9 protein-coding genes are annotated in these 13,352 nt (G+C 50.9%); 5 read left to right on the top strand and 4 right to left on the bottom strand.

Annotated features, from left to right (window positions below; all coding sequences use genetic code 11):
• Window positions 1-121 precede the first annotated feature (121 nt).
• Window positions 122-331: a cold-shock protein gene (locus FCS97_RS15435; protein ID WP_008251850.1), complete on the top strand. Its 210-nt coding sequence runs from the start codon at window positions 122-124 to the stop codon at window positions 329-331.
• A 60-nt stretch (window positions 332-391) separates the two neighbouring features.
• On the opposite strand, the gene FCS97_RS15430 is transcribed toward FCS97_RS15435, so the two are convergent.
• Window positions 392-2,221 (bottom strand): hypothetical protein, encoded by a 1,830-nt coding sequence (locus FCS97_RS15430; RefSeq protein ID WP_138519335.1) that lies wholly within the window; start codon window positions 2,219-2,221, stop codon window positions 392-394.
• Window positions 2,222-2,325: 104 nt separating this feature from the next.
• Entirely contained in the window at window positions 2,326-2,994 is a 669-nt protein-coding gene (locus tag FCS97_RS15425) for a haloacid dehalogenase type II (RefSeq protein WP_138519334.1), read from the bottom strand.
• Between the two features lie 103 nt (window positions 2,995-3,097).
• Between FCS97_RS15425 and FCS97_RS15420 the strand changes: the two genes are divergently transcribed.
• The 4 genes from FCS97_RS15420 to FCS97_RS15405 all read left to right on the top strand — a co-directional run bounded on the left by FCS97_RS15420 (window position 3,098) and on the right by FCS97_RS15405 (window position 10,995).
• Window positions 3,098-4,000 carry a LysR family transcriptional regulator gene (locus FCS97_RS15420; protein ID WP_138519333.1) on the top strand — a complete coding sequence of 301 codons (903 nt, stop codon included), beginning with the start codon at window positions 3,098-3,100 and terminating at the stop codon, window positions 3,998-4,000.
• Between the two features lie 136 nt (window positions 4,001-4,136).
• Window positions 4,137-7,463 carry a PAS domain S-box protein gene (locus FCS97_RS15415; RefSeq protein WP_138519332.1) on the top strand — a complete coding sequence of 1,109 codons (3,327 nt, stop codon included), beginning with the start codon at window positions 4,137-4,139 and terminating at the stop codon, window positions 7,461-7,463.
• A gap of 110 nt (window positions 7,464-7,573) precedes the next feature.
• Window positions 7,574-9,202, top strand: a complete 1,629-nt coding sequence (locus FCS97_RS15410; RefSeq protein WP_138519331.1) for a methyl-accepting chemotaxis protein — start codon at window positions 7,574-7,576, stop codon at window positions 9,200-9,202.
• Window positions 9,203-9,306: 104 nt separating this feature from the next.
• Entirely contained in the window at window positions 9,307-10,995 is a 1,689-nt protein-coding gene (locus tag FCS97_RS15405; protein ID WP_138519330.1) for a cation:proton antiporter domain-containing protein, read from the top strand.
• Window positions 10,996-11,205: 210 nt separating this feature from the next.
• Here FCS97_RS15405 and aceA read toward each other — a convergent pair whose 3' ends face one another.
• Window positions 11,206-12,522 (bottom strand): isocitrate lyase, encoded by a 1,317-nt coding sequence (gene aceA, locus FCS97_RS15400; RefSeq protein WP_212746500.1) that lies wholly within the window; start codon window positions 12,520-12,522, stop codon window positions 11,206-11,208.
• 293 nt (window positions 12,523-12,815) lie between these two features.
• Entirely contained in the window at window positions 12,816-13,307 is a 492-nt protein-coding gene (rraA, locus tag FCS97_RS15395; RefSeq protein ID WP_138519329.1) for a ribonuclease E activity regulator RraA, read from the bottom strand.
• Window positions 13,308-13,352: the final 45 nt, after the last annotated feature.

Below are 13,352 nucleotides of genomic sequence, written 5' to 3'. Positions count from 1 at the left end.
AAATTTGGCGCTACTTCAGGTCAGTTCAATTCAGGCAAACCGCTTAAGCAATAGTTCTGTTTCTCGAATTTCACCCAGTTTTTTAGCTATTTTGTTCAATTCAGAAATCCAGGATATTGCTATGTCTGATACCGTAACCGGTCAAGTTAAATTTTTCAACGAATCCAAAGGCTTTGGCTTCATTTCCCGTGAAAACGGTCCTGACGTGTTCGTACACTTCAGCGCCATTCAGGGCAACGGCTTCAAAACCTTGGCTGAAGGCCAGAAAGTGTCTTTCACTGTGACTCAAGGTCAGAAAGGCCCACAAGCTGAAAACGTAACAGCGCTGTAATTTTCGCGTCTACGTGAAAAAGCCGCCTCAGGGCGGCTTTTTTTTGTTCCTGCAGCCGATCTATGTCCAGCTAGTCGCTCGTCTTTTGCTGCCGGTCGGCTCTATGCCGCGGGCCACATTGCCTTCCCAACCTTCGAGATGACAAGCGCCTTTGGCCGCTGCCATTAAAACAGCAGCAGGTGCGGCCACAAAGAGCATTTGAGATGCAGTGCTAATGATTGAAATACCCAAGGTCAGGACACCCATGTCAATTTTCAAAGGGAATTTCACCTTGGACACGGCTTCAGGCCCACCCAAACCCACGCCATTGCCAGCAGCCAGAGAAACAAACAAAAAAGCATCCACCGCAGCCCAAATAGAGCTTGCCACTGCCCTTCCAATACTGAAACTGGCAGTGCGGGAGTTTGGAATTCTCAGCACCGATTCGGTGATGCGTCCTGCCAGCCATGTAATTGGACGGGTTAACTGATAATTCAGGGACATCAAAACACCATGATTAAAAACACGCAGCCCTTCCGAGAGTTTTGCCAAACTGCGTGTCACCGGCCCATATTGATGCGGATTCTCCAAAATGTTTTTGGTGCTGTGAAACCTGTTTTTCAGGGATGAATGAGTAGGCTCGTGAGGATCCTTTTTGTTGGCTATACCAAGTACATTGAGTAAATTGCCAGAACCCTTGATGGCGAAATCGCGAAACTTTTCGACACCACGTTCTGCCCGGTGACGCAAGTCCATAAAATTTTCCGAAGGCTTCGCATGAAGAGCAGAATGCTCAATCAAATTGGTCAGAGCCAGAAAGTGGTTTTCGCGGACCAACAGCTCAGCTTTGTCGGCCTTGAGATCCAGAAAACAAGCTGAATTACCACCAGCGTGGCTACGTTCGGTCAAGTAAGAGCCTAGCGTTTTCTCCATGGCCTGCTTGGCCAGAAATTCGCTAGGTTGATTTTTCACATCGTCCAGCAAGCGACTCAACAACACAGGAACACGGTCTGTACCGCAATAATTATCGGCAATCTTGTAACGCAAAGCCTTCGCCAAAAGCTGAATGGCGTTGGGCTTGTTCTTCACATCGTCTAATAATAGAAAAATGCGGTGAAGGTGTTTGTCCCGGTTGAACAAAATCAAGTCCTTCACCTGATTGCTCAGATTCGACTTTGACGCAGCCAGGCAACTGCTCGCCCCCAAACCCAGCGAAACAATTGCAGATACGGCTGAAATTGCACTGAAGCTGCCAGCAAGGGCCCGCATATCCTCGAGCAGTGCCTTCGGAACTTTGCTCAATGCCCTGCCTATGCCCTCGCCAAATAAGCCAAGGGAAAACAGAGCCACAACACCAGCCACCATCGGCAAAGCAGCGAGAACCCGCAGTTGACTGACGAAGGACTTGTCATCTTTCTTGGGCGTAAATCCAATTTTGGTGAACTTGAGCAACATGCCTGTGGGTGCCGCGCCCAACTCAGTGACACCGTTCGCAAAGTGCGCCCAGCGTGAGATTTTGACCGCACGCTGATCCCGGTTCGACAAACCAAACTGGGGGTGACTTAATTGAGGATTGAAACGAAGGTTGTCCTGCCGATAGAACCGTGCCTTGACCAGATCACTTTCAGCGAGATCGGCAGTTCTGCCAAGATGCGCTGATTTGTATTGATCAGCAAAAATTGCAGCAGAAATCCGCTGGCTGCTCTCGTGCGCGGCTCTGCGATAACGTGCGTCGGCATTGTTGCCCTCAATCCAGGCCCTTATCCTGGATTGCCAACCTTTGCGAACCAACTGCCCGTTGCCCAACGATTTGTAGTTCGCTTTGCGAATGGTATGAGCACGACAGGACTGCAGGGAGAAATCGTCTGCTTGAGGTGAATACCTTGAGGACAACGGTTGGGAGCCACCCATTAATAATTCCTATGTCTGAATTAAAGACAAGGATTGACGGTGTATTTTTTTTACTACGGTGCCACGAATCCAGGCTGATGGCAAAAACCGGAATTATCACTCCCTCACACGAGGGATAACACATCATTCAAGTTCCGGCCTATGGCCATCGGCTCAACATCCAGCCTTTCCAAAGGCAAGCCAGCGCGGTTTACCCACAGGGTTGGAAGGCCAAACCAGGTGGCACCGCAGGCATCCCAGCAATTGCTGGACACGAAAAGGGCCTCCGAAGCTTTGACGCCAAAATGATTCAAGCCCATTTGGTACACCGCTCCGTGAATCTTGAAGGTTTGCAAAGCATCGACAGACAGCACCGCATCGAGAAGGCCCTGAAAGTTTGCCCCACGCACCGCCACGTTCAACATGTCGGTGTTGCCGTTGGACAGAATTGCAGTTTGAATGCCACGGCTTTTCAATTCCTGCAACACGGCCCTGTTCTCAGGATAGGCAGCAAGGCTTGAATACACATTCAAAAGCCGCCGTTGGCGTTCTTCGCTTAAATTCAGCTTCAGTGCTTCGCAAGCGTATCGCAACGCATCAATGGTGATATCCCAAAAAGGCTTGTAGCGCCCGGCCATGGCGCGCAGCCTTGTGTATTCGATCTGTTTGTCACGCCACAGCACCGACAGCGCAGAGCCCTGTCCCGGGAAAATTTGCTCTGCTGTGCTCGCAACCGAATAAACATCAAACAAGGTGCCATAAGCATCAAAAAGCACCACTTTGGGAGTTGCCATGCATCACATCCTTGATCTTGGATTAGGTAACCTCTAGTTTATTGAATAAAACCAGCATACTCTTTCAATTAATTGAAGACATTTTTACGTTTTTCGCAAAAGCATGGACCACTTTAAACAGATCACCACCTTTGCTGCGGTAGCGACCAAGGGCAGCTTGTCGGCCGCGGCCAGAGAAGAAGGCGTTGCGCCAGCGGTAATCAGCAGACGCCTGGATGCGCTGGAGGAACGCCTCGGCGTGAAGCTTCTGATTCGTACCACACGCACCCTGAACCTGACCTACGAAGGATCGGCCTTCCTTGAGGACTGCCAGCGAATTTTGAATGACCTGTCCAATGCCGAAGCCAGTGTCAGCCTGGGAGGTATTAAAGCCAGCGGGCACTTGCGGGTATCGGCACCCGGCGGGTTTGGAAGGCAGCATGTGGCACCGCTTGTTCATGATTTTGTGCGCGAACACCCGGAAGTGACGGTATCACTCGACCTGTCAGACCGGGTCGTGGATTTATTAAACGAGAATATGGACTGCGCCGTGAGGATTGGGGTGTTACCCGACTCAAGCCTGGTGGGTGTGAAGCTGGCCGACAATCAACGACTGGTGGTTGCAACGCCGCGCTACCTGCAACGGCACGGTTACCCAAAACACCCCAACGACCTGGCCAAACACAATTGCCTGAATCTGGTCAGTTCGGGAGCACCAAGTGGCTGGCTTTTCACAATCGATGGCGAGGCTATTCAGATCAGAGTCAGTGGAAGCCTGGCTTGCAATGATGGCTCTTCGATCCTGGATTGGACATTGAACGATGCTGGCCTTGCCTGGCGCAGCCGCTGGGAGGTGCAACAACATTTGCGCAACGGCAACCTTGTCACTGTGCTGGACAACTTTATTGCACCGCCCAATGCAATTTACGCCGTATTCCCCCAAAGGAAGCACCTTCCCTTGCGCGTTCGCTTGTGGATCGATTTCCTGAAACACCGCTACAGCCTTGACTCTTACTGGAACACCTGAAACTTGAGAACGATAAGCCGCGAAAAGACGCCCTTAATCCTCGAATTGATGCGCAGATGGATACAACAAAATAGCTGTGGGGTGATATGCCCCGAGCAATCAACTCTACTTTTTCACTTGCCACAGGTCTTATTCGGTGACTACTCGCAAAATCCAATATCAATGGATTCTCGCTGCAGCCATGCTCTGCGTGCTGGGTCTTGGATTGCTGGCCATGGCAGCAGCCGATCTTCGCCGAATCAATCATTCCTCTGAACAGCACACGCAAACCCAGCTTCGACTGCTTCACGACATTTTGTATGACGAGTTCAGCACAATCGTACGTTCTTTCGATGAAGCCACACTTCAGTTGGCAGAACACATTGAGGGAAACAACAGCAACAACATTCACAAACGACTGGAATTGCTGAAAAGTGCGCTACCTGCTGTGGAAACCATCGTGGCCCGTGACTCGGTTGGTAACATTCTTGGACAAACCCGGATCGACCACGACCTGATCAACACCAAACCAGCTTTTGCATCAAACGCGAGGCTGCTGCACAACGAAAGACTGGTGTCTTTTTCATACTCATTCAATGCATCGAAACAGTTGATACTGGTCGTCAACTATCAGATCAAAGACGTACACGGCGAATTGCTGGGTTTGATTCAGGGTCGCCTCCATGCAAGATACCTTGAACGCAAAGTGGCATCACTGCAGCTTGGCGACTACATGCGCAGCGGACTGGCCTTTAAAGATGGCACCGTGCTGCTTGTTCAACCCGAGTTCAACAAAATTCTGGGCAAACAGCTACCCTACTTCGAAGCCTCGCGCACGCAGGGGGGATCAAAGCCGGCCGCAATCGATTTGATAGAAGATGATCTGTTCAAGGATCATTATTTTGCGAGTCTGTCTCTGGCCAATTCAGAGCAGTTGAATACGCCGATTCCTCTTTACCTGATTACCTGGTCAGACGCCGCCCCAATGAAGGCACAGTGGCGAGAACAAACCATGGGTCTTTTCCTGGGCTACCTCGCCTTTTGCATATTGGCTGTGCTCGCGATCAAAGCCAGCATGAACTATCAAGCGCAACAAATTCTGGCCAAAGAGAAAGCCAAGGCTGATCAGCAATTCAATGACGAACGTTTTCAACTGGCCACCGAAAGCGCAGGCATCGGCGTTTGGGAATACAACATCCAAGAGAAGTTCATTCGCTGGGACAGCGCGATGCGCAAGATATACGGCGTCCAGGACGAGAAAGAACTGGTGTCTTACAAAGAGTGGCTGAATTACGTGTTGCCTGAGGATGTCAACAAACTGGGCACAGTGTTGATTGAGGCTTCCAAAAACCAGGACACCTTCCAATTCAACTTCAACATTCGCCGGGCCAGTGATGGCCGTATTCGCCACATACAGGCCCGTGCAAAAACACACCGAAACGCCAAAGGCATTCCCTTCAGAATGATTGGGGTGAATGTGGACGTGACGGTGCAACGCCAATTTGAGGACGCCTTGCGCGAGGCCGAAGCCCGGTTCCGTTCCTCGTTTGAATGGGCTGCGATTGGCATGGCGATGCTGGACTTCAAAGGTCAGTTCTTGCAGGTGAACAAAGCACTTTCTGACATTCTTGGATACAGTGAAGAAGAATTGCTGGGTTTCAGTTTTGATGCAATTACGCACCCACAAGACACCATGCAGCACACTCACCTGGTACGCGATGTGCTGAAGGGGCGCCGACACAACTACCAGCTGGAAAAACGCTACATTCACAAAGACGGACATGTTGTGTGGGTACACCTTTCAGTGTCAGCGGTGCGCAATGACAAAGGCCGGGTGATCTACTTTATTTCCCAGATCCAGGACATTTCAGAGCGAAAAAGAAATGAAGCAACACTGATTGAACGTGAGCATTTTTTGCGCACCTTGTCGGAGTGCTTGCCAGGATTGGTGTCGTATTGGAGCACGGATCTGCGCTGCCATTTCGCAAACCGCAACCATGAAAAATGGTCCAGTATTCCAGCTGACAAAATGCGCGGGCAACACATGCGCAAGGTACTGGGTGAAGAACTGTTTATTCATGATCACCACTATGTACTGGGCGTATTGAAGGGTGAAAAGCAGCGCTTCGAGCGCAGAAAGCCCCTGCCCACTGGCGGCTATGCCGACATGCTGGTGCATTTGATACCCGATGTGCTGTATGGCAAGGTTGAGGGCTTCTTCTCCATTTCAACCAACATCACCGACTTCAAGGCCCAGCAACGCGAACTTGAACGCATTAACCATGTGTTGACCGAACGCACCCAGCAGGCTGAAGCAGCCAGCAAAGCGAAAGGCGCATTTCTGGCCAACATGAGTCATGAAATTCGTACACCGATGAATGCGATTATGGGCTTGCTGCAACTGCTGGAAGACACCGACTTGCAGGCCCGGCAACGAGACTACCTTAGCAAGATTGGTTCAGCGGCGGATGTTTTGCTGAATGTGTTGAATGACATTCTGGATATTTCGAGGGTTGAAGCCAACAAGCTGGAACTGAGCCACAGCCGCTTTCTGCTGGACCAGGTACTGAGCAAGGCCACTGATCTGTTTGCTTACCGCGCTGAAGAGAAGGCCATTCAGTTGTACTGCACTAAAGATGCGAACTGCCCGGTCAGCCTGAAAGGTGATCGACTTCGCCTTGCACAAATTTTGAACAACCTGTTGTCGAATGCGCTGAAATTCACCGAGAAGGGACGCATACATTTACAAGTTCAAAGTGTGGCTGATGGCAAACAGTTGCAATTCAGTGTGAAAGACACTGGCATTGGCATGAACGAGGAACAGTGCTCGGCCCTGTTCCAACCCTTCAGCCAGGTGGATGACAGTTCATCGCGCCGCTACGGCGGAGCAGGTTTGGGCCTGTCAATTTGCAAGAACCTGGTTGAGTTGATGGGCGGCAACATTTGGGTCGAGAGTGCAGAAGGATTGGGTACAACTTTTCACTTCACCGTGGATTGTACTGATCCTGAGTTTACGATTCGTGCAGAAGACCAACAGGCCCTGAAACTGCAACCCGTCGCCGCACCCGCTGAAACTGGGCCAGCCACGCCACCCATGCTCAACAAGCGGGTGCTGGTGGTCGACGATCACAAATTAAACCGAATGGTGGCCTCGGAAATGCTGAAGAAGTGGGGAGCACAGGTACACCTCGCAGAAAATGGCAAAGAGGCTGTTCAAGCCTGTGTTTCTGAGCGATACGACCTAGTATTGATGGACTTGCAAATGCCGGAAATGGACGGCTATGAGGCCACCGCCAGAATTCTCGAAGAACTGGGCAATGCAGCGCCACCCATTGTGGCTGTGACAGCATCAGCCAGTGAACAGGACCGCATGGACATATTGAATGCAGGCATGTGCGAGCATGTCATTAAACCATTCAAGAAAGAAACACTGATTCGAATATTGCTGGATATTCAAGGGCAACAATCCACAGAATCGCTATAAATCAAAAAACACCCAAAATGGGAATCCCCCAAAACTAGAGATACTTCACTTTGTGGACATTGGCGATACTTGTTGCACTACAACAAGTAAACCACCACAAAGGAAGTGCCATGTTCAATACCATCCGTGCCAAACTGAGTTTTGGCTTCGCTCTCGTGATTGCCTTGGGCCTGTTAACAGGTGCCCTCGGACTGATTAACGCCAAGAAAATCATGGACGGCGCTCAGGCCAACGAACACACACATGAGGTGCTTCGCGAAGTTGGTTTGATCCGGGAAAACATGACCAACATTGAAACCGGTCAACGCGGATTTCTAGTCACGGGATACCCCACTTACCTTGAGCCCTACACCGAGGGCAAAAAGGAAATAGACACCCACTTTGCCGCCGCGATCAAACTGACTTCTGACAATCCTGCTCAAACCGAGAGATTCAACAGTCTTCGGGAAATGTACTCAAACTGGCTGAAGTTCTCGATCGACAAAACCATTGAACTGCGCCAATCACTGAACAATCAGGAAATTGACCAAAATGAGTTCATGAACCGATTCCTTTCCTTGTCGGGCAAACCCATCATGGACAAAATGCGCGAGCTGATTGAACAAATTGAACAGGACGAATTGAATTTGCTAAAGGTACGTACACAAGCAGCCGAGAGCACTTATCAAACAGCTTTGTGGTCTGTAGCAGCTGCCCTGATTGCAAGTTTTGTGGTGGGCGTGCTCGCCACCATCAGTCTGGTCAAGCTGCTTCAAAACAAATTGGGTAACGCAGGCAAACACATCAATGCCTTGGCCAATGGCGAACTGAACAGCCCCATTCATCACCAAAATAAAGATGAAGTTGACCAACTACTTGCTGCGTTGGCGACCGCGCAGGGCAATTTGAAAAAACTGATTGACGGCATTCGCCAATCTGCACTTGAACTAAGCAGCAGCGCGACACAGGTGCAAGAGTCTTCATCAACCATGGCCAATGCTGGCGTGGAGCAAGCGGATGCCACCTCCTCGATGGCTGCTGCGGTTGAAGAGTTGACGGTCAGTATTTCCCAGATTTCCGAGAATTCAAACGACGCAACAGCCACCGCCAATGCGGCACGTGAATCGGCCGACAATGGCATGGTGACTTTGGGTGAGGTAGTGGAAGGCATTCAGCGAATTGCACAGGCTGTGCAAACCAGTGCGCAGGCGGTTCAAACGCTTGAGAAACAATCAGCCGATATTTCTGAAATTGTATCCACAATTACCGAAATTGCCGACCGCACCAACCTGCTGGCATTGAATGCTGCCATTGAAGCGGCGCGAGCGGGTGAGCAGGGCCGCGGGTTTGCAGTGGTGGCCGATGAGGTTCGCAAACTGGCTGAGCAAACCAAGGGATCTACCGATCGTATTTCCACCATGGTGTTTGAAATTCAGAACATCACACAAGGTGCTGTGAAATCGATGGACACCTCAGTACAACTGGTGCAGGAAGGGATTGATCAAGCCGACGTGGTGAACTCCACCATCCAGAAGATCAAGTCGGACTCGGACCGGGTTTCGGAGGCCATTGCCGCCATCGCAGTGTCCATGAAAGAACAATCCAATGTCAGCATCGAAATCAGCCGCAACGTAGAACGCGTTGCACAGATGACGGAGGAAAACACGGCGGCTGCGCAACAAAATACTCAGGTGGCCAATCACTTGTCTGGTGTCTCCCAATCCATGATGAATGCTGTGAAAGTATTCAAAACAGAATAAGTCGCGATTTAATCGCAACTTCAGGGGCAGGTCCTTGTCTGTGAAGCGGGTGCATGGGATACGCACTTGCTATCATTGGAAAAAACATTAGGAATGCCCCGATCATGCCCCACGACGTTTCCCTGATCTCAACCCTGGCTTTTGGCTTTGGCCTTGCGCTCATCTTCGGATTTATTGCGGAGAAGCTTAGGGCCCCTGCCTTGCTTGGCTATCTGGTTGCAGGGTTTCTGATCGGTCCGGCAACCCCAGGCTTCGTGGCAGACCCTGCACTGACCAACCAGTTGGCTGAGGTGGGCGTGATGCTGCTGATGTTTGGTGTGGGCATGCACTTCTCCCTGAAAGACCTGTTGGCCGTCAAGAATATTGCCGTACCCGGCGCCATTGTTCAAATGACAGCTGCTACGCTATTGGGCATGGGTGTGGCCCATTACTGGGACTGGCCCATGGGCCAGGGTTTGGTTTTTGGCCTTGCCTTGTCAGTGGCCAGCACGGTGGTGTTGCTGAAAGCATTGGAAGCTCGCGGCATGTTGACCAGCGCGAACGGCCAAATTGCGGTGGGTTGGCTGGTGGTTGAAGACCTGGCCATGGTGCTGATTCTGGTTTTGTTGCCGCCGCTGGCAGGTTTGCTCAAAGGCGGCACCCTGGATCCTGAAACCAACCTGGTATTCGACATTGGCTTTACCTTGGTGAAAGTGACATTGTTTGTGGGCTTGATGCTGGTGGTAGGCAAACGGGTTATTCCGTGGATGCTGTGGCACATTGCCAAAACAGGTTCTCGTGAATTGTTTACGCTGTCGGTCATTGCACTGGCCATCAGCCTGGCCTTCGTAGCCGCCGGCCTGTTCGACGTATCCTTCGCGCTCGGTGCTTTTTTTGCCGGCATGGTGATGCGGGAATCTGAACTGAGCCACCGCGCCGCTGAGGAATCACTGCCATTGCGCGATGCCTTCGCCGTGCTGTTTTTCGTGTCAGTGGGCATGCTGTTTCAGGTCGATGTTTTGTTTGAATACCCACTGCGCGTGTTGGCTGTGGTGGCCATTATCGTGTTGGGTAAATCACTGGCGGCAGGTGCGCTGGTGCTGCTGTTCAAGTACCCCTTGAAAAGCGCATTGGTGATTGCGGCCAGCCTGGCACAAATTGGCGAATTCTCTTTCATTTTGATCGGGCTTGGGCTTTATCTTGGCTTGGTCGATTTGCAGGTTCAAAGCCTGGTGGTCTCTGGGGCAATTTTGTCGATTGCATTAAACCCGGTGGTATTTTCTTTGATCCCCAAATTGAACGACGGCATGGTGAAGCGGTTTCAATGGGTTCGCAATTTGAATGCGCGCAGCCACACCATGGAAGAACTGCCGCAGCAAACCGACGGCAAGTACCTTGGCAAGCATGTGGTGCTGGTGGGGCACACCGAATTGAGCAAAAAGATTGCCAAGGCGCTCAAGAAAAAAAATGTTCCCTTGGTGATTGTCGACACCAGCCGAGAGGTGGTCGCCAAGCTGAGAAAAAACGGACAAGCTGCAGTGTCTGGTGAATATGCCGACCCCGTAACCTTGGTACAGGCGCACACCACCAATGCCAATAGCCTGATCATCGCCACCGGCGATACGCCAGGACTAAGCCAAATGATCGAGAACGCCAAAATGTTGAACCCGGCAATTCAGGTGTTTGTGCAGGCGTATTCAAAAGAGGAAAAACAAATGCTGGGTGCATTGCCTGATGTGCATGTGTACCGTTGGGAAGACACACTGAGCGATGCCATTGTGCATGATCTGATCAAAACTCGGCCAATTGCCTGAAGTACAGCGCCAAATAAAAAGCCCGGCAAGTTTCTTACCGGGCTTCAGCACTCGCTGTTGAGCCTTTTGTAAAGGCTCAGCAAGGGGAAAAATACTCTTGAATTGGTTTTTTGAGCTTGTCTCCTCTCCCCCTCCGTCGGTCAACCTATCCACCCCTCTTGGGGTGGGAGACTGCCAAGATTGCCGACAAATTCAGTTCAAACCAGAGAATCAGTGGAACTGCTCTTCTTCTGTAGAGCCCTTCAAGGCTGTTACTGAAGAAGCGCCACCCTGGATCACAGTCGTTACATCGTCGAAGTAACCTGCGCCAACTTCCTGCTGGTGAGATACGAAAGTATAACCTTGTTCACGTGCTGCGAACTCAGGTTCTTGAACCATATTGACATAATGCTTCATGCCTTCGCCCTGTGCGTAAGCATTGGCGAACTTGAATGTGTTGTACCAGTTGACGTGGATACCGGCCAGTGTAATGAACTGGTACTTGTAGCCCAATGCTGACAGGTCTTCCTGGAAGGAAGCGATCTGGCTGTCGTTCAGGTTTTTCTTCCAGTTGAAAGAAGGTGAGCAGTTGTAGCTCAACAGCTTGCCTGGGTTCTTTTCCAGAACGGCTTGTGCAAATTCGCGGGCGAAGCCGATGTCAGGTGTACCTGTTTCACACCACACCAGGTCAGCGTAAGGTGCGTAAGCGATACCACGGCTAATGGCTTGTTCCAGACCGTTCTTCACGCGGTAGAAGCCTTCAGGAGTGCGCTCGCCAGTCAGGAATGGCTTGTCGTTTTCGTCGAAATCAGAAGTCAGCAGGTTGGCTGCTTCAGCATCGGTACGGGCCAGAACGATTGAAGGAACACCCATCACGTCGGCGGCCAAACGTGCAGAAATCAGCTTTTGAATGGCTTCAGCAGTTGGAACCAGAACCTTGCCACCCATGTGGCCACACTTCTTAACGGCAGCCAATTGGTCTTCGAAGTGAACGCCAGCTGCACCAGCTGCAATCATGTTCTTCATCAGTTCGTAGGCGTTCAATACACCACCGAAACCAGCTTCACCGTCAGCAACGATGGGCAGGAAGTAGTCAATTGCGTCTTCGGACTTCATCTTGCCGTCGCAAATGTTCTTCCACTGAATTTCGTCAGCGCGCTGGAATGTGTTGTTGATACGACGAACCATTTTTGGCACTGAGTCGTATGCGTACAGAGACTGGTCTGGGTACATTGTTTCGGAACTGTTGCCGTCAGCAGCAACTTGCCAGCCTGACAGATACACAGCTTCCAAACCGGCTTTGGCTTGTTGCATGGCCTGACCAGCGGTGATTGCGCCGAAAGCGTTTACATAGCCTTTCTTGGCTGTGCCGTTTACTTTTTCCCACAGCTTTTCCGCACCGCGCTTGGCCAGTGTGTACTCTGGCTGCAGAGAACCACGCAGACGTACAACGTCTTCAGCTTTGTAGCCGCGCTTTACCAGCTTCCAGCGGGGGTTGGTTTCCCAGTCTTTGTTGAGTTCTTGAACCTGTTGGTCAAAAGATTTCATGGTGATTTCCTTAGAGGCGATAGAGAAAAAAGAAAACGGTTCGCTTGATGGCCTACTTGCGGTGCCCTGCGGGTGCAGCTTCGCGGGTATCACTTGGGCAAGTGGTGTCGATCAGGTGATGAACCGTATCTTACAGATCATTTCGCAGAGCAACAAGAGTTATATCTTATACAAGACTTTTTTTCGTATCATTTAAAATCAGTAACTTACACTCAATTAATCACGATATGAAATACTTTTTCTCTAAATGAAAAAGAGGATGCACTCTAAATCATGCGATTGCACAATCTTTTTCAGTTCAAAGGATCATCCGAAACCAACACACCATCCTCATCCACATACACCCAGTTGCCAGGCCTAACTGTGGTGAAGCTCAAAGCAATGTCTATGTTTTCATGGCCAGTTCCCCGCTTTTGGCTTTTCATCGGGTGCGCGGCCAAGGCGCGAATACCCACGTCGCAGTCATCGAGTTCAAGTGTGTCGCGCACGCAGCCGTACACCACAATGCCCGCCCAATTGTTTTTCTCGGCCAGCATGCCCAGGTTGCCGCCCACGAGGGCGCAGCGCATGCTTCCGCCGCCATCGACCACCAAAACTTTGCCCTGCCCGTCTTTTTCCAGGGCACTGCGAACCAGTGAATTGTCTTCGAATACTTTCAAGGTGTGGGCTTGCCCCATGAAACTGCTTTTCAATCCCCAGCTTTGGAACATGGGCTCAACAACACGCAAAGTACCTGCAGCAATTTTGTCTTCGTTGGCATCGCAAAGGTCGGTGGTGGGGGTCATAAAACGCTCCGAAAATTAAGTAGAAAACTTGGTAGTGGAAATTTA

The sequence above is a fragment of the Limnobacter alexandrii genome (genome assembly GCF_005871185.1).
GTDB lineage: Bacteria > Pseudomonadota > Gammaproteobacteria > Burkholderiales > Burkholderiaceae_B > Limnobacter > Limnobacter alexandrii.
This window is presented reverse-complemented; position numbering and strand designations above follow the sequence as displayed.

What these genes read in the sequence shown, in the direction of transcription:
- FCS97_RS15425 (WP_138519334.1), bottom strand. Translation starts at nt 2,994, where the DNA reads ATGGCAACTCCCAAAGTGGTGCTTTTTGATGCTTATGGCACCTTGTTT.
- rraA (WP_138519329.1), bottom strand. Translation starts at nt 13,307, where the DNA reads ATGACCCCCACCACCGACCTTTGCGATGCCAACGAAGACAAAATTGCT.
- FCS97_RS15405 (WP_138519330.1), top strand. Translation starts at nt 9,307, where the DNA reads ATGCCCCACGACGTTTCCCTGATCTCAACCCTGGCTTTTGGCTTTGGC.
- FCS97_RS15430 (WP_138519335.1), bottom strand. Translation starts at nt 2,221, where the DNA reads ATGGGTGGCTCCCAACCGTTGTCCTCAAGGTATTCACCTCAAGCAGAC.
- FCS97_RS15435 (WP_008251850.1), top strand. Translation starts at nt 122, where the DNA reads ATGTCTGATACCGTAACCGGTCAAGTTAAATTTTTCAACGAATCCAAA.
- FCS97_RS15410 (WP_138519331.1), top strand. Translation starts at nt 7,574, where the DNA reads ATGTTCAATACCATCCGTGCCAAACTGAGTTTTGGCTTCGCTCTCGTG.
- aceA (WP_212746500.1), bottom strand. Translation starts at nt 12,522, where the DNA reads ATGAAATCTTTTGACCAACAGGTTCAAGAACTCAACAAAGACTGGGAA.
- FCS97_RS15420 (WP_138519333.1), top strand. Translation starts at nt 3,098, where the DNA reads ATGGACCACTTTAAACAGATCACCACCTTTGCTGCGGTAGCGACCAAG.